We start from the raw sequence: 16,849 nt of genomic DNA, 5'->3' as shown, positions 1-16,849 counted from the left end.
GTTGCAGGATGTTGGTTGTCTCGTTCATTGCACCTTCAGCAGTTTGTGCAATAGAGATACCGTCGTTCGCGTTACGAACAGCAACATCAAGACCACGACTCTGAACGTTCAAACGGTTCGAGATTTGTAGGCCCGCAGCGTCGTCTTTTGCGCTATTGATTTTAGAGCCTGAAGCTAGACGCTCCATTGATGTTTGTTGTGCGCTGTTTGCGTTGTTTAAGTAACGTTGTGCTGTCATCGCTGAAACGTTGGTGTTTACATTCACTGCCATGGTGACTTCTCCAATTGATTTTCCGGTATAGCGGTTTCCGACGTCTCGGAAAACCAAGTAGTTATCTCTAAGTTACTATTAATAACGGCGTGAATACCGAAACCTTTAGGAAAAAAACAACAAAATTAAAGAAATAGCGGTAAAGGGGAGGAAAGCGTGACTGGCAGTAAAATTATCAAAAAAAGATGAGAAAAACGCTAAAGTTGTCGGGATGTCAGTCGATCGAAATTTGTATTTTTATTAACCAAAGGGCTTTAGTTAAGCTGAAATATCTTTATAAGATTCGAAGTGATTTATTAACCTAACAAGGTTAAGGCAAGATTCGGCGCTTGTTTGGCTTGAGCCAGTATTGTGGTGCTCACTTGCTGCAATATTTGCTGCTTGAGCATTTGAGTGGTCTCTTTGGCGTAATCTGTATCTTTGATTCGGCTGTTGGATGTCGCCAAGTTCTCATGAACATTTTCGAGATTATTAATCGCATGATCAAAGCGGTTTTGCATTGCGCCGAGTTCGGAGCGATGACTATCCACGTACTTCATCGCTGTATCCAAAATAGAGACAGCACGCTGCGCTCCACCTACATCAGTGACATTGATGTCATCGACTGATTCGTAATAACCCGCCGACATCGAAAGCTCACTGGCTAACGAACCTGAAAAAGAGATCGTGCCTGCCGTGTCTTCGCCAGACATATAGATCTGAAGCTGCCCTTCATCATTAACTGAAGCCGAAACCAGATCTGTTTGACCATTAATGTAAGTCGCCAACTCTTCGATATCATCGCCCGCTTTCGCGTTGATGGTGATCTCTTGTGGCTGACCAAAACGGTCGGTAAATGACATCGTCATATCATTCTGGTTGGATTTGACTTCCCACAAGTCACTTGCCTTGCCATTGGCAACATAACTAAATCCACCCATGTTGATGTCATCGGTGCGCATATTTTTCAAACCTATCTGCACCGCTTCACCAGAACTGCCACCGATTTGAAATGACGTGCTACCAAAACTACCGTTAAGAAGTTTTTTACCGCCAAATGAGGTGGTTTCAGCAATTCGATTCAACTCATCATTTAGAGCTGTCACTTCTTCTTGAATAGCCGTCCTTTCCGACTGGCTATTCGAACCATTACTCGCTTGCAGCGACAAATCTCGCATGCGCTGCATGATATTGGTGGTTTCATTCATCGCTCCTTCTGCAGTCTGCATAATGGAGATTCCGTCGTTGGCGTTTCGAACCGCGACATCAATACCGCTCATCTGCGCTTCTAATCGATTCGAAATTTGTAAGCCAGCTGCATCATCTTTTGCACTATTAATACGACTCCCTGAAGCTAAGCGCTCCAAAGATTGGTTCAGCATGTTGTTGGCATTCGACAGATTCCTCTGAGCCACCAGCGCTGAGACATTTGTATTAACAGTTATAGCCATAGACCTTCACTTACAAAAAGATGAATAAAACTCACGATTGCTCTTATATCGACCAATTCATATAAAGCTTTAATAAAAAAGGAGCCCTGAGGCTCCCTTTATTGATTCTATTTGAGACGATTTACTTAACCGTTAATGCACTCAACATGTCAGTCGACGGTGCAAAGTAGTAAGCGCCTGTCACTGCTTTAGTAAAACGAAGCAATTGGTCCGTTTTACCATCTGTCACGCCGTACATGCTCTCTAGCATCGCATCAAAGTTATGACGAACGTTACAGTAAGCAATGAACAGTAGGCCGTGGTCGCCCGTTGCTGTGCCGTAAGGTAAGCTGTGACGAACAATTTTAAGGCCCTTGCCTTGTTCTTTGATATCCACACGACCAACGTGAGACGCCGCAGGAACATCATCTAGCTCGATTGAATCTGGCTTAGTACGGCCAACCACTTTCTCTTGTGCCGATACATTCAATCGGTTCCAAGCAGGTAGGTTATGCACAAAACGTTGCACCATTACATAACTACCACCAGCAAATTCACCTTCAGGCACAATCGCCACTTCAGCGCGCTGTGCGTCTTTCGGGTTTTCGGTGCCATCAACGAAGTCGGTCATGTCACGTGAATCTAGGAAGCGGTAACCGTACGTTTCATCAACTACTTCAACATCCGCAGCTACTTCAGATAGCAATTTACGTAGGATGAAGAAGTGCAGATCGTGTCGATTTGAATGACAGTGAATCAGAACATCAGACAATGTGCTCGGTGCAGTGACATCACCTTCACCAAGCGCAGGGAAATCAATGAGGTCAGACGGAGCAGCTTGCTCGAACTTATCCCAAAAAGCTTTTGAGAACGCAACCGACGCCGTTAAGTTCGCATCTGGTTGAGTTTGGTTGAGCTCTTCGATTAGCGAAGGAATCTTTTGAATTTCTGCTAGTACGTTAGCAGCGTTAGCATTCACTTTTAATTGAACGTAAAGAGCGAAAGGCCCAGCTTCTGGCAAGATAGCACTTTGAACGTTAGGCTGCTCATTTGAGATGTTAAGCATAGATTAATCCTTTCATTTTTAGCTTCTAAGTATAATTGTGAATGGGACAAATGTTTTGATGAGAATCAGTCTTCGAGCTCAACCACTTTAAAGCAATCCCTAGCGGCATGACTATTGGTTAGAAAAAGCGCTAACCATAGGAGCAACAACAGGGTGATGCCATTTGACCAACGGAACCATCCATTATCCAAATAGATTAAATAAATGGTATGAGACCCCTGCGCCAAGATAGCCATCATGGTGACCCAACGCCCCCAAGACACGACTTTATTTAGGCGCTTTCTATCTGGTGTTCTAAGCCCAAACAGCCACATCAATAACAGGCTAGGGACACTCAACGCGATTCCGACATAAAACATCTGGTGGTCAGGATAGATTATCTCGAGGATATCCGTACCCGACTCTCGGCTTGCGCCCGCAACAATGAAAACGACCAAAGCTTTCGCCAGAAATAGCCAACCTAACCATAATAAGATCGGGGCTTTCAAAAAGCCGTGTTTGTCGTATTGTTCTATGGAGTACCGCACAAATCTCACTTTCACTTATTTTCAAACCAACACTTTAACGCAAATCATTCATACTTAACTAGGTTTGCGTTATCTTATTGGCTAATCCGTTTTAATTATCGAACTCAGTATGAAAAAGAAAACTAATACACCGTCTGTTGAATCTCAACAAGAAGCACTGAAGATAGCCAAAGCGACGCAAAAGCCAGCTCAAACCAAAGAACAAACGAAGTTGATTGCTCAGGGTATCGAGAAAGGCATCGCACTTTACAAGAAACAGCAAAAAGAACGCAGTCGCCAAGCTGACAAAGCAAAGAAACGTGTACAGAAAGAGAAGCAAACTCAACAAGCGAATCTAGACGAAGAGAACAATGTAGACGCAAGTATTGAAACAACATCAAATCACACCAGTAAATTACCGTGGTTACTATTGATCGCAAGCTGGGTAGGTTTCGCGATTTATTTGATGAAATAGCAGGGTAAACGTATGAAAAAGGAATTAGTCGCTTTAGCTATGACTGGCATATTATTAGGGTGCACGACACCGACGACAGTCCCGCATAGCGAAGCTGACCAAGTACAAATGGATTATCACGGACTGATTGATATCAACAAGTGCGAGTACAAAGGAGAAGTCACAGGCAGCGAAGGCCACTGGTACAGCTACCTATTCTTCCCAAATGACACTCTGATTCAAGGCGCAATGAACGAGTTAAAATTCAACGCCATTGAATTAGGCGCAGACACCGTTATATTCACACTTCCCCAAGACTTTAGTACTTCCGTCACTATGCTTGGCACAGCCTATCTGTGTAAGAAAGAAAATTAATCAGTAAATCGGCATCTCGATATGCTTTGATTTTATGGCGCCCAAAAGAAAGCCAGCTTTCGCTGGCTTATGCACTAAATCCAAGGCTTGTTGCTATATCGCCTTTACGTTCGATAACCCATTGACTATCAAATGGCCCCCAGTCGGATAACTGGTAATAACCATCATTATGACGTCGCCCATCTTGAACAAACATAAGTTCGATACCGATCCCCGGTAACGCCTTGAGTACATCTTGAATAGTACGACGAGGCCAACCCGTTTTTTCGATGAGTTTAGGCACATTTGGCCTATCAAGGCTTTCCACTAACAATGCTAAATATAGCCGCCTTGCAAAAACAGGACTCAACTCCATTGACACCTCCTATATATGTGCAACTCAATTATTTCTTTTTTCGCTGACAACATGTTGAGGCTGATCAATAAGTCTCCAATAGTGACATTTTCTTACTGTTTTTTTTCACTCTATGAAATATTCCTCACTCTATTTTGTCTGAATTGCAGCTTCCTGATAGGATTCAACTCATAACAACGAAATAAAATCACCCAAAGGAAGAATAATGACTATCACTATGTTTGGCATTCCGAACTGCGACACCATCAAAAAAGCAAAAAAATGGCTAGAAGCTGAAGGTATCGAGTTCGAATTTCACGATTATCGTAAACAAGGTATCACTGAAGAGTTAGTAACAAGCTTCTGTTCAGAGCTTGGTTGGGAGTTGGTGCTAAACAAACGTGGTACGACTTATCGCCAATTGACTCAAGAACAAAAAGACACGCTAACGGAAGAAAAAGCAGTGGCTCTACTTGTTGAACAACCGGCAATGATCAAGCGCCCAATTTTGAAAGTTGATGGCAAGCTTCACATCGGCTTTAAAGCTGACCAATATGCCGCTATTTTTGCGTAATTAGCAGTATTAGAATAAATAACAAAGCGTTGAACCTCCCCTATTCAGCGCTCAACAATTAATGACTAGACGTTTTATTTAAACAAGGAATTCAAGGATGACAGATAGCCCAACTTTGGCTCTGGCAAAAGACCTAATCAGCCGTCAATCAGTAACACCAGAAGATGCAGGCTGCCAAGACCTGATGATTGAACGCTTAAAAGCACTCGGCTTTGAAATCGAAGTGATGGTATTTGAAGATACGACGAACTTCTGGGCTCGCCGTGGTACAAAAGCGCCTCTATTTGCTTTTGCTGGCCACACAGATGTTGTACCTGCAGGCCCAATTGAGCAGTGGAACACTAAACCATTCGAACCGACTATCGTAGACGGCTTCCTACACGGTCGCGGCGCGGCAGATATGAAAGGTTCTCTAGCTTCAATGATCGTTGCAGTAGAGCAGTTCATCGCTAAGCACCCTGATCACACCGGCTCAATCGGTTTCCTTATCACGTCAGATGAAGAAGGTCCTTTCATCAACGGTACTGTACGTGTTGTTGAAGCACTGATGGCTCGTGGCGAGAACATCGACATGTGCATTGTGGGTGAACCATCAAGTACTGAGTACGTTGGTGATGTCGTGAAAAACGGCCGTCGTGGTTCTATCACTGGTGATCTAACAGTTAAAGGCACACAAGGTCATGTTGCTTACCCTCACCTAGCGAACAACCCGGTACATAGCTCTCTGCTTGCGATCAATGAACTGGCTACTACCGAGTGGGATAAAGGAAATGACTACTTCCCGCCGACCAGCTTCCAGATACCAAATGTCAGTGCGGGTACTGGCGCATCAAACGTGATTCCTGGTGAATTTAATGTTCAGTTTAACCTTCGCTTTAGCACAGAGTTAAACAACGACATCATCGTTGAGAGAATCACAAATACACTCGACAAATACGATTTCGAATACGATTTGAAATGGACATTCAATGGCGACCCGTTCTTAACCGACGCAGGCTCACTGCTTGATGCTATTGTTGATGCTGTTGGTCACGTCAATGACGTAAAACCAGCACTACTGACTACAGGTGGTACATCTGACGGACGCTTTATTGCGCGCATGAAAGGGCAAGTAGTAGAGCTAGGTCCGGTTAATGCGACCATTCACAAGGTTAACGAATGCGTGAAAGTGGCTGACTTAGAGAAGCTAACCGACATGTACGAAAGAACACTAGTGAACCTGTTCGCTAAATAGTTCTTTGATCAGCGATTGATAGCATCTAATTATTGAGAGACGCGTTATGACACCAGAGCAGCTTACCGGACAATCAGATTCTCATCTGGAACCTAGCCTGATTGGCACCAAGACCTTCTTGGTCCACAGTGATGTCAAAGATGACCTAAACAATTTGATTGAAGCTGCTCAAGTCGCTGGTTTTAAAATGGAGATTGCCAGTGGCTTTCGCGACTATGAAAGGCAATCTCTGATTTGGAACCGCAAATTTTCTGGTGAAGTACCGATATTAGACTCAGAAAGCCAACCACTGGATGCTTCAACACTCAGTGAACAGCAAAAGTTGTCGGCGATTCTGAGGTGGTCTGCGCTTCCTGGAGCGAGTCGTCATCATTGGGGTTGTGACTTTGACGTCTTTGCTCGCAATCACTTACCTGAAGGCACAAAGCTACAACTGGAGCCATGGGAATACCTTACTGGCCACCAGCAGGCGTTTTACCAATGGCTTGTTGCCAATGCATCTCAATATGGGTTCTTCTTCCCTTACAGCCAAGACCTTGGCGGTGTTGCGATAGAACCTTGGCATATTAGCCACCGTAAAGTTTCACAGTTGTGTTTATCACAGTTATCTCCCACTTTACTTGGCAAGCAACTCCAATCTAAGCCAATATTAGGGTATGAGATAATTATGGAGCAGCTAGACGAGATCTATGCGTGCTTCGTGGCGAATATCAGTCATTAGGAGCGCTTATGTTGGAGTGGCTTACAAACCCTTGGGTTATCATCATCATCGTGGTTAGCGTTGTGGTGGGTAATATTGCTGCGCTCAAACAGACCGCCAATATGGATCTGACAGGTCGTAATAAAACAGAGAAAGACTTAGACAAGCTCAATCAATTGGATAAACAGAACCAAGAGAAAGCTCAAGAAGATAAGTCCACAGAGAACAAAGACACTTAACCTAATGCCTTTGATGCGCTCGCCCCAACAAGTCAGGTGCGCTGTGATCCCTAATTAGAAATTAGACAACAGATAGATAAAACGCTGACGAACGAACATAAAAAAAGAGGACACAATGTGTCCTCTTTTTTATTTATCAAAATCAGCTCAGGGCTTATTCAGCTTTTGCTTCTTTCTTATCTTTGGTTTGGTCAGCAACGTGTGCTAATACCGGAACCATTGACTTCAAGAGCTCTTCTTCTACTGGCTTACCTGATGCATCCGTTACGTTAATCGACGTACGGTTACCAAGATCACCAAACAAGAAGGTGTATGTACCTGGCGCTAGGTCAATAGGCTGTAGGCCAACTGTTTCCCAGAACTCATCATCAGGCGCTGCGTATTTCGCTTTTACGGTACCTTGAGACTGGTTACGCTCTTCAAGCTCAAAGCCCATTTGAGGTAGCAGTTCAGGCAAGCGTTGCCACAATACGTTGTAAGGCGTACGCGCGATGATCACAGGGAAACCACTGCGGTCAGCACCCATTGAAATAGGGATACGTTTCACTAACTCTTGCGCTTTCAGTGCAGCTTCAGCACGAAGGTTTTCATCGTACTTAGCCATCACAAGGTTCGTTAGGAACGCGTTGTAACGCTCTTTATTGGTTGCCGATACAGGTTTTTCTTCAGAACCTTCACGCCAATCAATCAGATTAATCTTGAAGCCATGGCGATTGTTCGCTTGGAAACGAGAGATAGAATAGCGGCTGCCAATCTCTACTTCTTCGTCCTCAGAAACCCAAGTTACCCAATCGGTCTCAATGTCGTTCTCTGATTGCTCACGAATGCCAATGCCACGCTGAGCTAGCATGTCTACCGCTGTTTGCCACACTCGGTCTGCTTCTTCAGCACGAAGAAGCCATAGTGTCACTTCACCGTTTTGACGCTCAGCACGAGCACCTGGGATCAGTTCAAGAACCTGTTGAGGCGGACGAATATCCACTTGACGACCTGTACCACCACTGAATTCACCGCTTGGGATATCAAAATTTGGGTAGAACTGAGGTTGAGCATCTTCAGGCAGTTGCCATTGTGAAAACTCAGGTGTTTCTAAGTATTCGAAATCATCTTTGGCTTGGCGACGTTGAGTCGGGCTGCCAGAACATGCTGTAAGAACGAAAACAGCCAGTGACCCAATCACTAGCTGGTGAGAATACTTCATTTATACTCCTAAATGCCGAAGGTTCGCTTCGGCATCATTTCATACGTTTTAGTAAATGCACGCTTCAGTCATTGCTTGAGCAACAACAGGTTGAGCTGGCTTTGACAATTCAGTCAGTGGTAGACGTAAGCCACCTTCAGCAATCAGACCCAATTTGTGAACCGCCCATTTTACGGGAATAGGGTTAGACTCAACGAACAAGTTTTTGTGAAGAGGCATCAAACGCTCATTGATCGCTTCTGCTTCTTCAAACTTACCTTCTTTCGCTAGTTTGAACATGGTTGCCATATCAGCCGCTGCAACATTATTGGTTACAGAGATAACACCATCACCACCACGCTTAACAAATTCTAGACCTGTTAAGTCATCACCACTTAGTAAGATAAAGTCTTCGCCACAAAGTTCACGGTGAATTGCAATTCTGTCGAGATCACCCGTCGCATCTTTAAGTGCAACGATGTTTTCGATCTCAGCAAGGCGAGCAACCGTTTCTGGTAACAAGTCAACGGCAGTACGACCCGGAACATTGTATAGGATTTGTGGAACGTCACTAACTTCAGCAATCGCTTTATAGTGTTGGTACAAACCTTCTTGAGTTGGTTTGTTGTAGTAAGGCGTTACGCTCAGGCAACCAGCAATACCAGAACCGTTCAACAAACGGCTGAATAACACTGACTCGTGAGTTGCATTTGCGCCTGTACCTGCAATAACAGGGATACGACCATCGGCAAATTCAACGATCTTATTGACGACTTTGACATGCTCTTCAATAGTGAGCGTAGAAGACTCACCTGTTGTGCCAACCGCAACCAGACCATCACTACCTGCAGCAACATGGTACTCAACCAACTTTTTAAGGCTGTCGAAATCCACTTCACCATCTGTATTAAATGGCGTAACTAGCGCAACGATACTTCCTGAAAACATGTCTATCTCCCTTAATTTATTCTTTTTGCATGTTACTGTAAGCCGATCAATAAACACAAGACATTAAAGTGGCTTACTGGCAACAACTGCATTAAATATTGTCGTATGTTTGAGGTAAAACGACTTCTAACGCCGTTCTATCTAAAATTTTGGTCATCTACGCTCAATCTAACGGATAGGGCTAAACTCGATGTCAGTAACAGGTAAGCTGTCGCAACGTGGCGCTATCTTGTTTTTTTAGCCTCCTCGATATTCCTACCATTTGCTACGCATCGGAAGAAAAACGCCTCATAAAAGCCCCCCTCCTACACTTATTCCTCTTGTTAACTGTGCTAACATGCATGAATCAATGGAATATAAAGAGACGTGATTTTATGACTCAACATCTAGTAATCACAGCTGTGGGCACAGATCGCCCAGGTGTATGCAACCAAGTGGTTCATTTAGTCACCCAATCAGGCTGTAACATTATTGATAGCCGTATCGCTCTATTTGGCGAAGAATTTACGCTTATCATGCTGCTGTCTGGAAAGGCAAACAACATCACCCGCGTTGAAACCACCCTGCCCTTGCTTGGACAAGAGCACGACTTGATTACGATTATGAAGCGAACCTCAACTCATGATGTGATTGAGAACTCTTACACCGTAGAGGTGTTCGTTGAGTCAGACGACAAAATCGGCCTTACCGAGCAGTTCACTCAGTTCTTTGCAGACCGCAACATCGGACTCGACTCGCTGAGCGCTCGAACCATCAATAAGTCGAAGGTTCAACTCGACAACGACCAATTCCATATCTCTATTACCGCTTCTGTTCAATCAGAATGTAATTTGATGCAGCTACAAGAAGAATTCGACGCGCTGTGTCTGAGCCTATCCGTACAAGGCTCGCTCAACTTTATCAAAAACAGTCTTTAAAAAGGAAATGTCATGAATACGCTAACGGCTGGTGTTCCAGCACCTGCTTTTTCTCTTCCAGATCAAGATGGCAATATCGTATCTCTTGGTGACTTTAAAGGTAAGAAAGTACTTTTCTACTTTTACCCAAAAGCAATGACTCCAGGTTGTATCGTACAAGCGGAAGGCCTGCGTGATATCAAAGCACAGCTTGATGACCTGAATGTGGTTGTTCTAGGTGTGAGTGTTGATCCAGTCAAACGCCTACCAAACTTCGTTGAGAAGAAGTCTCTGAACTTCACTCTATTATCAGATGAAGACCACAGCGTTGCTGAACAGTTTGGCGTTTGGGGTGAGAAAAAATTCATGGGTAAGATCTACGATGGTCTGCACCGTATTAGCTTCCTAATCGATGAAGAAGGTCAGATTGAACACGTCTTCAATAAGTTCAAGACTAAGACTCACCACGAAGTGGTTTTAGATTACTTCAACCCAGAAGTTTAATCTCGACTTCAGTGAGTTGACTCTCTAAATTCGCACCTAGCGAATCTAAATACACTACTCACTAAGCCAAATGCAAAAAGGCCGAATATCATGGATATTCGGCCTTTTTTACTTATTAAAATTGATAGCGCATTCAAATTGATAGCGCATTCAATTACGATTGATGCTCAGGGTCATCGTCAAGAGCATGACTTGGTAACGCATTCCAAACCGCCTTCACTAACGTCGCCAGCGGGATAGCAAAGAACACACCCCAGAACCCCCACAGCCCGCCAAACACCAATACCGCAACAATAATCGCGACTGGGTGCAGGTTCACGGCTTCAGAGAACAAAACCGGAACCAACACGTTGCCATCTAGTGCTTGGATGATGCCGTACGCAAGTAACAGCCAGTAAAATTGAGGCTCTAGTCCCCACTGGAACAGGCCAACAATCGCTACTGGAACAGTCACAGCTGCCGCGCCGATATAAGGAATCAATACAGAGAAACCAACCGCGACCGCTAACAATACTGAATAACGAAGATCTAAAATCGCGAAGGTTACATAACTCACACCACCAACGATTAAAATCTCCAAGACTTTACCACGAATGTAGTTCGAGATTTGCTGGTTCATCTCTTCCCATACTTTGGTCGCTAAACGACGATTTCGAGGAAGTACACCACTCGCCATTCTGATCATCTCTTCTTTGTCTTTTAACAAGAAGAAGATAAGCAGTGGTACGAGAATCAAGTAAACCGCCAAGGTCGCTAAGCTCACAAGAGACGCTAAAGAGCCTTTAACAACGCTTTCGCCAAAGCCTAACGCTTTGTTCTTCGCGTTAGACATAACTGACTCAACAATCTGTAAGTTAGCCAGTTCAGGGTAACGCTCTGGAATCGTCGCGATGAACTTTTGTAGGCTGCCATACATGCTTGGAATATCATTGATTAGGTTGCCCACTTGCTCCCAAATGGTCGGTACCAAACCAAATATCGCCAATAGCATCACGCTAAAGAACATTAAGATCACCAACATCACTGAAGGGGTTCTTGGAACGCCGAGTCTTTGGAGTTGGGTAACGGGCCACTCAAGCAAGTAAGCCAACACAATGGCCACCAATAATGGCGCAATAAGGTGACCAAAGAAGTAGATCGTAATAAAGCCGAATAGAATGATGGCAACCAAACTGACAGCGTGGGGATCAGAGAAACGTCGTTTATACCAACGATTGACCATTTCAAGCATCTGACTGCAATTCCTTTTTAGTGACGAGGATATGATGGTAATTAGAGCAAACCTCAGAGATGACGTCATAGGCTTGCTTAGACAAAAAAGTAACAATATCTTTCATCGAGCTATTATCAGAGACATAAATTGACAATGACTGTCCTACTTCTAACTTTACACTGTGACGCTTGGCTAATAATAAAGCCATTGGACATCGCTCTTGGCGTAAATCTAGAATATTAGGTGTCATTCTTGGGCTCGATGCTTATTATAAGGGTCGTATTGTAATCTGTTTTTGAAAACGCGCCATCATTCATTCATCTTCCTTAATGATAGCGCACGCACTTAGTAAAGGTTAAATCAGATAAAGAACCAATTTGCATTGCTCTTGTCTTACTGTCAGAAGAAACGGAGTATTACTGACTAATATGTTTAAACGCGCTCGTTCAATTGCTTGCTTATGCATCGCAGCTACATTAAGCACACCAACTTTGGCAAATACCAATGGTTTGGATCTACCGGATATCGGCACCGCTGCTGGCGGCACACTCACTATCGATCAAGAACTTATCTATGGTGATGCCTACATGCGCATCATCAGAAGCAGCCAGCCCATCGTCAACGACCCTGTTCTAAACCAATATATCGATACGCTCGGCCACCGCCTTGTCGCAAACGCGAATGATGTAAAGACCCCTTTCCAGTTCTTTATGATCCGTGACCGCAACATTAACGCCTTCGCTTTCTTTGGAGGTTACGTTGCGCTGCACTCAGGTCTGTTCTTGCATGCACAATCAGAAAGTGAACTCGCTTCGGTATTAGCGCACGAAATCGCGCACGTTACCCAACGTCACTTAGCACGTAGTATGGAAGACCAAGCTCGCCGTTCTCCAGCCACCATCGCAGCGCTTGCGGCGTCTGTATTGCTGGCCATTGCAGCTCCTGAAGCTGGTATTGCTGCATTAACCGCAACAACGGCGGGTAACATGCAAAGCCAGATCAACTACACACGTAGTAATGAAAAAGAAGCCGACCGCTTTGGTATCAACACCCTTGCAAAAGCAGGATTCGATGTGAATGCAATGCCACGTTTCTTCGGTCGTTTGGCTGATGAATACCGCTACGCAAGCACACCACCACCAATGCTGCTAACTCACCCATTACCAGAAGACCGAATCACAGACTCTCGTGCCCGTGCTCGCAGCTATCCGCCACTTAAACTGGCTCCTTCATTGGATTACCACCTAGCAAGAGCTCGCATTGTCGCGCGCTACGCGGGTATCAATAATGATGCGGCCTTGGACTGGTTTGCACGCCAACTAAAGAAAGCACCTAAAGCTATAGTGCCTTCATTAGAATATGGCCAAGCATTGGTTTATCTAGATACTAAAAAATTAGATAAAGCTGAACCGATTCTAACCAAACTCATCAACAGCGATCCAACCAATCTGTTCTATTTAGATGCCATCTCAGATCTGCACATTGAACAGAAACAGCCCGAGATAGCGATCAAAGAACTTAAATCGGCACTGGTTCGCCAACCAAACAACCCGGTTCTGACCATTAACTACGCCAATGCGCTGATTGAAAATGAAGACCTACAGGAAGCCGTTCGCGTGCTGCAACGTTACACGCACGATAACCCGAACGACACCAATGGTTGGCACCTACTTTCAAAAGTAAATACAAGCCTTGGTAATAGCGACGAAGAATTGGCCGCTCGCGCAGAAATTTTGGCACTGCAAGCTAACTGGAACAAAGCGATTCAGTACTACACGCAGGCAAGTCAAATCGCAGAACTCGGCAGTCTAAAACAAGCACGTTACGATGCTCGACTCGACCAGCTAATGATTCAGCGCGAGCGTTTCTTATCGTTGCAATAAGTTTGTGTCATTAGCCGTAATTCTTGGTAAAAGCAGAAAAAGAAAGCTCAACGCTACATAATAAAGAAGCCACTCAGGTGGCTTCAACTGAACAACTAAATCAAAAATAATAATGAGGAAGAACCATGTCTGTCGTGATTTATCATAACCCACGTTGCTCAAAGAGCCGTCAAACTCTCGAACTGCTTGAAGCGAACGGCGTACAGCCGGAGGTTATCAAATACCTAGACACACCTTTAACTATCGAGCAGCTTAAAGTGCTTTTCACTCAGCTTGGTTTTACCAGTGTGCGCGAGATGATGCGTACCAAAGAAGCAGATTACAAAGAAGCAAATCTTGGTGATGCATCGGTGACTGATGAAGATCTTTTCTCAGCAATGGCGGCAAACCCAAAACTGTTTGAACGCCCTGTTGTTGTTGCGAACAACAAAGCAAAAATTGGTCGTCCACCAGAGCAAGTATTAGAGATCCTGTAAGCCAATATGAGCATTAACATTCTTGTTCTCTACTACAGTCGCCACGGCAACACACAAGCGCTAGCAAGACAGATTGCACGAGGGGTTGAATCTATCCCGAACTGCGAAGCCATGCTGAGAACAGTGAACGACGTGTACACGGTAGAAGAGCAGCCTGATTCGCGTCATCAACCGACAGATCCTATTGCGACCTTGCAAGAGCTCCGTTCTTGCGATGGCTTAGCACTAGGCAGCCCAGTTTGGTTCGGCAACATGGCAGGGCCAATGAAGCACTTTTGGGATAGCACGACATCACTGTGGATCAATGGCGATCTCATCGATAAGCCAGCTTGTGTCTTTACTTCTTCTTCATCACTGCATGGTGGTCAAGAGACGACACAGCAAAGCATGATGCTGCCTCTACTTCATCATGGCATGTTAGTCGTGGGAATCCCCTACTCAGAACCTGCGCTGCACACCACTCAAACAGGTGGCACGCCTTACGGTGCAAGCAGTACTGGAGAGAGCGCTTCATTAAGTAAAGAAGAAATTGAGTTGGCACAGAACCTAGGCAAACGCTTAGCGCGCATCGCTATCAACCAGAAGGGAATCTCTCAATGATGTATATGCCAGAAACGGCTATGTCTCCCAAAACCAAGCTCTTTCGCTACCTAGCGTTAGCAGGTAATTTGCTGCTTTTATTTTGGGTGGTGGCTTGGCAGATGACGCTTTCACCGCACCCGCATCTTAGCAATGTCACACTTGCGATTGCTTGGGCTGTACCTCTGTTACTGCCATTACCGGGCATTCTAGCAGGCAAGCCTTATACGCACGCTTGGGCGAATTTCGTCTTAATGCTCTACTTCCTACACGCGTTAACGATTATGTATGTAGACGGTGGAGAGCGTTTGTTAGCGGCTGTAGAGCTACTCCTGACTAGCCTAGGCTTCGCAGGCAATATCTTATTTACCCGTTTTAGAGCCAAAGAGTTAGGTATTAAGCTTAAGCGCCTTTCTGAAGTAGAAAAGAAAGAGAAAGCTAAGTTCGAGCAATAATATTGCTTCGATGTTCTAGAGCTTATATGGCACCCAAGCAACAAAAAGCCCTGCGAGATAACTCTTGCAGGGCTTTTTTCATGATGTCATGTCAATCGATCATTCCAACGGACAGTTACGAACGAACCCATTCATATACTAGGCTTGGCTTAGCATGCACTGGTGCAGTTACCGTGAGTTCTTCCTCACCAGATTCGTCTAGCGTTACGTCAGAAGTGCTTGTTAGCTCAGCGTCAGTAGAGAGCTCGCTGCCTTTAATCACCTGAACGTTTGAGTCAGTCTCGCCACCCTCAGCATCAACAGCGTCTGTTGAATCATCGCCGACAGACATGGAGTTGTCTTGCGTTTCAAATTCAGGGCTCACTTCAGGTTCAATGTAAGACTCTTCAACCTTCGCGACTTGGCGAATGCTTTCAACTTCTTGCTCAAACTCTTGTTGAGTCGACAATAAATGAATTCGGAAAGTCACTTCGTTGTTTTGAATCTTAAGGATATCTAGGCTTGCAACTGAGTTTAAACGTTTAAGTGCACTCTCCAACTGGAAGAAGTCTTGCGCGTTATTCAGGCTAATAAACTGCGTTAAGATTGATTCCGAAGATTCACTCGCAACCGTTACTGCACTCTTACTCGCGTAGTAGTTACTGATTTGGTCAACAAGCTTCTTAGAAGTCGTCGCGCTGTTGCCCGATACTGAACCACTCACAGGCGATTTTGGTGCGCTCGTCAGTTGGTTTGGTTTTTGGTCATACAGAGTCCAGCGTAAGCCAGAAGATTGAGCTTTAATCACCAAAACAGCATCAACCGGGTAACGCTGACTCGCTTTACTGATTGGCGTAACAAAGCTACCCCAAAGATCAGAGGTCGCAATACCAGTAATATCGTCAAAATCACCGACTGGTAACGTCAGGGGTAAACCGCGCTCTTTTGCGTTGGCTTGTAAACCAGCAGCCAATTGTGAATTGGAGTGTTCCCACACAATATTCTTGTCGTAGTTCTGCTCTTCCACCAGCCAAACAAGAATATTTGAACGAGTGTCAGGCCAGTACGGCAACTGTGCTTGCGTCAATAGAGAACGGATTTGAGCGCCGTTAAAACGCATACGCAACGTTGATTGGTCATTGCTCTCGCCAAAGCTCATTTGAGACATGTACTGCGAACTCTTACGCATCGCCTTTTGAATCGTCTCATTCGAAGCGACATCAGTTTGGCCAGTCGCACGTATTAATACCTGCTCCATACCTGTATTTCTTGCCACTTGTTCTGGCTGTTTGTTTTCAGCGTTAATCGCAACTTCAGCACTAAAAATATCTACTTGAGTTAAGGCATAACTCGGAGAGGCTAATAGTCCCATCAACAACAATGCTATGTAGCGCATACTGATCCTAATATTCAAATCTTGTGCCTAGATGATAAGCAACTATGGATTGAGGGGCAAGGTCGATAGCGCCCACTGTGTTTAATAACCTTAAAATATCACCTGGCCATGATAAATCGCTCACTTATAAACTGAGTTTTTCGGGCGACGATGGATATAAAACATCACTAAGATAAAT

Annotated in this window: 21 protein-coding genes and 1 pseudogene; 12 read left to right on the top strand and 10 right to left on the bottom strand. The window is 44.7% G+C overall.

All coding sequences use genetic code 11. From position 1 onward, the window contains the following. From OW495_RS13425 to OW495_RS13410, 4 genes and pseudogenes are all read right to left on the bottom strand, one after another. Positions 1–271 (bottom strand): annotated as a pseudogene (locus OW495_RS13425) (flagellin B); the annotation flags it as partial. Between the two features lie 296 nt (positions 272–567). Then, on the bottom strand, positions 568–1,701 hold the full coding sequence (locus OW495_RS13420; RefSeq protein ID WP_102291166.1) for a flagellin: 1,134 nt from the start codon (positions 1,699–1,701) through the stop codon (positions 568–570). A gap of 121 nt (positions 1,702–1,822) precedes the next feature. Then, positions 1,823–2,746: a Dyp-type peroxidase gene (locus tag OW495_RS13415; protein WP_102291167.1), complete on the bottom strand. Its 924-nt coding sequence runs from the start codon at positions 2,744–2,746 to the stop codon at positions 1,823–1,825. Positions 2,747–2,811: 65 nt separating this feature from the next. Continuing rightward, complete coding sequence (locus tag OW495_RS13410; RefSeq protein ID WP_065675259.1) at positions 2,812–3,273, bottom strand: DUF2919 domain-containing protein; 462 nt, start codon at positions 3,271–3,273, stop codon at positions 2,812–2,814. Positions 3,274–3,382: 109 nt separating this feature from the next. On the opposite strand from OW495_RS13410, the gene OW495_RS13405 reads away from it, so the two are divergent. Next, positions 3,383–3,727 carry a DUF2956 domain-containing protein gene (locus OW495_RS13405; RefSeq protein WP_102291168.1) on the top strand — a complete coding sequence of 115 codons (345 nt, stop codon included), beginning with the start codon at positions 3,383–3,385 and terminating at the stop codon, positions 3,725–3,727. Positions 3,728–3,739: 12 nt separating this feature from the next. Then, positions 3,740–4,081, top strand: coding sequence for a DUF4156 domain-containing protein (locus OW495_RS13400; RefSeq protein ID WP_102291169.1), 342 nt, complete (start codon positions 3,740–3,742; stop codon positions 4,079–4,081). A gap of 67 nt (positions 4,082–4,148) precedes the next feature. Here the strand turns inward: OW495_RS13400 and OW495_RS13395 are convergent, their stop codons facing one another. Next, positions 4,149–4,436, bottom strand: coding sequence for a helix-turn-helix domain-containing protein (locus OW495_RS13395; protein ID WP_029223467.1), 288 nt, complete (start codon positions 4,434–4,436; stop codon positions 4,149–4,151). 205 nt (positions 4,437–4,641) lie between these two features. Here OW495_RS13395 and OW495_RS13390 point away from each other — a divergent pair, with 205 nt between their 5' ends. The 4 genes from OW495_RS13390 to OW495_RS13375 all read left to right on the top strand — a co-directional run bounded on the left by OW495_RS13390 (position 4,642) and on the right by OW495_RS13375 (position 7,162). Then, entirely contained in the window at positions 4,642–4,989 is a 348-nt protein-coding gene (locus tag OW495_RS13390) for an ArsC family reductase (RefSeq protein ID WP_017110361.1), read from the top strand. Between the two features lie 97 nt (positions 4,990–5,086). After that, the gene (gene dapE / locus OW495_RS13385; protein WP_102291170.1) at positions 5,087–6,223 is read left to right on the top strand and encodes a succinyl-diaminopimelate desuccinylase; all 1,137 of its coding nucleotides are present in this window, start codon (positions 5,087–5,089) and stop codon (positions 6,221–6,223) included. Positions 6,224–6,269: 46 nt separating this feature from the next. Then, on the top strand, positions 6,270–6,944 hold the full coding sequence (locus OW495_RS13380) for a M15 family metallopeptidase (protein ID WP_102291171.1): 675 nt from the start codon (positions 6,270–6,272) through the stop codon (positions 6,942–6,944). An 8-nt stretch (positions 6,945–6,952) separates the two neighbouring features. Continuing rightward, a complete protein-coding gene (locus OW495_RS13375) occupies positions 6,953–7,162 on the top strand; it encodes a DUF2897 family protein (protein ID WP_017107222.1) in 210 nt (69 codons plus the stop codon). 154 nt (positions 7,163–7,316) lie between these two features. Here OW495_RS13375 and bamC read toward each other — a convergent pair whose 3' ends face one another. Together bamC and dapA are read right to left on the bottom strand one after the other, a co-directional pair. Continuing rightward, positions 7,317–8,363, bottom strand: coding sequence for an outer membrane protein assembly factor BamC (bamC, locus tag OW495_RS13370; protein ID WP_017110364.1), 1,047 nt, complete (start codon positions 8,361–8,363; stop codon positions 7,317–7,319). Between the two features lie 48 nt (positions 8,364–8,411). After that, positions 8,412–9,290 carry a 4-hydroxy-tetrahydrodipicolinate synthase gene (gene dapA, locus OW495_RS13365; protein WP_029223468.1) on the bottom strand — a complete coding sequence of 293 codons (879 nt, stop codon included), beginning with the start codon at positions 9,288–9,290 and terminating at the stop codon, positions 8,412–8,414. 374 nt (positions 9,291–9,664) lie between these two features. Between dapA and OW495_RS13360 the strand changes: the two genes are divergently transcribed. Next, complete coding sequence (locus OW495_RS13360; protein WP_017107219.1) at positions 9,665–10,207, top strand: glycine cleavage system protein R; 543 nt, start codon at positions 9,665–9,667, stop codon at positions 10,205–10,207. Positions 10,208–10,219: 12 nt separating this feature from the next. Further along, positions 10,220–10,690 (top strand): thioredoxin-dependent thiol peroxidase, encoded by a 471-nt coding sequence (gene bcp / locus OW495_RS13355; RefSeq protein ID WP_102513486.1) that lies wholly within the window; start codon positions 10,220–10,222, stop codon positions 10,688–10,690. A 154-nt stretch (positions 10,691–10,844) separates the two neighbouring features. On the opposite strand, the gene OW495_RS13350 is transcribed toward bcp, so the two are convergent. Both OW495_RS13350 and OW495_RS13345 read right to left on the bottom strand, forming a co-directional pair. Next, positions 10,845–11,921, bottom strand: a complete 1,077-nt coding sequence (locus tag OW495_RS13350; RefSeq protein ID WP_017107217.1) for an AI-2E family transporter — start codon at positions 11,919–11,921, stop codon at positions 10,845–10,847. Beyond that, the gene (locus OW495_RS13345) at positions 11,914–12,153 is read right to left on the bottom strand and encodes a sulfurtransferase TusA family protein (protein WP_102485343.1); all 240 of its coding nucleotides are present in this window, start codon (positions 12,151–12,153) and stop codon (positions 11,914–11,916) included. The genes OW495_RS13350 and OW495_RS13345 overlap by 8 nt, the downstream gene beginning before the upstream one ends. A 178-nt stretch (positions 12,154–12,331) precedes the next feature. Between OW495_RS13345 and OW495_RS13340 the strand changes: the two genes are divergently transcribed. The 4 genes from OW495_RS13340 (at position 12,332) to OW495_RS13325 (ending at position 15,296) form a co-directional block, all read left to right on the top strand. Next, on the top strand, positions 12,332–13,786 hold the full coding sequence (locus tag OW495_RS13340) for a M48 family metallopeptidase (protein WP_102306499.1): 1,455 nt from the start codon (positions 12,332–12,334) through the stop codon (positions 13,784–13,786). Between the two features lie 125 nt (positions 13,787–13,911). After that, on the top strand, positions 13,912–14,262 hold the full coding sequence (gene arsC / locus OW495_RS13335; RefSeq protein ID WP_017107214.1) for an arsenate reductase (glutaredoxin): 351 nt from the start codon (positions 13,912–13,914) through the stop codon (positions 14,260–14,262). 6 nt (positions 14,263–14,268) lie between these two features. Next, complete coding sequence (wrbA, locus tag OW495_RS13330) at positions 14,269–14,862, top strand: NAD(P)H:quinone oxidoreductase (protein ID WP_102513487.1); 594 nt, start codon at positions 14,269–14,271, stop codon at positions 14,860–14,862. After that, positions 14,859–15,296 carry a DUF2069 domain-containing protein gene (locus OW495_RS13325; protein ID WP_017107212.1) on the top strand — a complete coding sequence of 146 codons (438 nt, stop codon included), beginning with the start codon at positions 14,859–14,861 and terminating at the stop codon, positions 15,294–15,296. Before wrbA ends, OW495_RS13325 begins: the two co-directional genes overlap by 4 nt. Positions 15,297–15,411: 115 nt before the next feature. On the opposite strand, the gene OW495_RS13320 is transcribed toward OW495_RS13325, so the two are convergent. After that, positions 15,412–16,671 (bottom strand): DUF2066 domain-containing protein, encoded by a 1,260-nt coding sequence (locus OW495_RS13320; RefSeq protein WP_102513488.1) that lies wholly within the window; start codon positions 16,669–16,671, stop codon positions 15,412–15,414. Positions 16,672–16,849 lie beyond the last annotated feature (178 nt).

Origin of the sequence: Vibrio sp. 14N.309.X.WAT.E.F5 (assembly GCF_030397615.1) — a bacterium.
GTDB lineage: Bacteria > Pseudomonadota > Gammaproteobacteria > Enterobacterales > Vibrionaceae > Vibrio > Vibrio lentus.
The sequence above is the reverse complement of the archived record's forward strand: the minus strand, read 5'-3'. Positions and strand labels throughout refer to the sequence as shown.

Coding starts and splice junctions, on each gene's coding strand:
- OW495_RS13360 (WP_017107219.1), top strand. CDS start 9,665: ATGACTCAACATCTAGTAATCACAGCTGTGGGCACAGATCGCCCAGGT.
- OW495_RS13325 (WP_017107212.1), top strand. CDS start 14,859: ATGATGTATATGCCAGAAACGGCTATGTCTCCCAAAACCAAGCTCTTT.
- OW495_RS13420 (WP_102291166.1), bottom strand. CDS start 1,701: ATGGCTATAACTGTTAATACAAATGTCTCAGCGCTGGTGGCTCAGAGG.
- OW495_RS13390 (WP_017110361.1), top strand. CDS start 4,642: ATGACTATCACTATGTTTGGCATTCCGAACTGCGACACCATCAAAAAA.
- wrbA (WP_102513487.1), top strand. CDS start 14,269: ATGAGCATTAACATTCTTGTTCTCTACTACAGTCGCCACGGCAACACA.
- OW495_RS13345 (WP_102485343.1), bottom strand. CDS start 12,153: ATGACACCTAATATTCTAGATTTACGCCAAGAGCGATGTCCAATGGCT.
- arsC (WP_017107214.1), top strand. CDS start 13,912: ATGTCTGTCGTGATTTATCATAACCCACGTTGCTCAAAGAGCCGTCAA.
- OW495_RS13400 (WP_102291169.1), top strand. CDS start 3,740: ATGAAAAAGGAATTAGTCGCTTTAGCTATGACTGGCATATTATTAGGG.
- OW495_RS13380 (WP_102291171.1), top strand. CDS start 6,270: ATGACACCAGAGCAGCTTACCGGACAATCAGATTCTCATCTGGAACCT.
- dapA (WP_029223468.1), bottom strand. CDS start 9,290: ATGTTTTCAGGAAGTATCGTTGCGCTAGTTACGCCATTTAATACAGAT.
- OW495_RS13320 (WP_102513488.1), bottom strand. CDS start 16,671: ATGCGCTACATAGCATTGTTGTTGATGGGACTATTAGCCTCTCCGAGT.
- bcp (WP_102513486.1), top strand. CDS start 10,220: ATGAATACGCTAACGGCTGGTGTTCCAGCACCTGCTTTTTCTCTTCCA.
- OW495_RS13350 (WP_017107217.1), bottom strand. CDS start 11,921: ATGCTTGAAATGGTCAATCGTTGGTATAAACGACGTTTCTCTGATCCC.
- OW495_RS13415 (WP_102291167.1), bottom strand. CDS start 2,746: ATGCTTAACATCTCAAATGAGCAGCCTAACGTTCAAAGTGCTATCTTG.
- OW495_RS13340 (WP_102306499.1), top strand. CDS start 12,332: ATGTTTAAACGCGCTCGTTCAATTGCTTGCTTATGCATCGCAGCTACA.
- OW495_RS13405 (WP_102291168.1), top strand. CDS start 3,383: ATGAAAAAGAAAACTAATACACCGTCTGTTGAATCTCAACAAGAAGCA.
- bamC (WP_017110364.1), bottom strand. CDS start 8,363: ATGAAGTATTCTCACCAGCTAGTGATTGGGTCACTGGCTGTTTTCGTT.
- OW495_RS13395 (WP_029223467.1), bottom strand. CDS start 4,436: ATGGAGTTGAGTCCTGTTTTTGCAAGGCGGCTATATTTAGCATTGTTA.
- dapE (WP_102291170.1), top strand. CDS start 5,087: ATGACAGATAGCCCAACTTTGGCTCTGGCAAAAGACCTAATCAGCCGT.
- OW495_RS13375 (WP_017107222.1), top strand. CDS start 6,953: ATGTTGGAGTGGCTTACAAACCCTTGGGTTATCATCATCATCGTGGTT.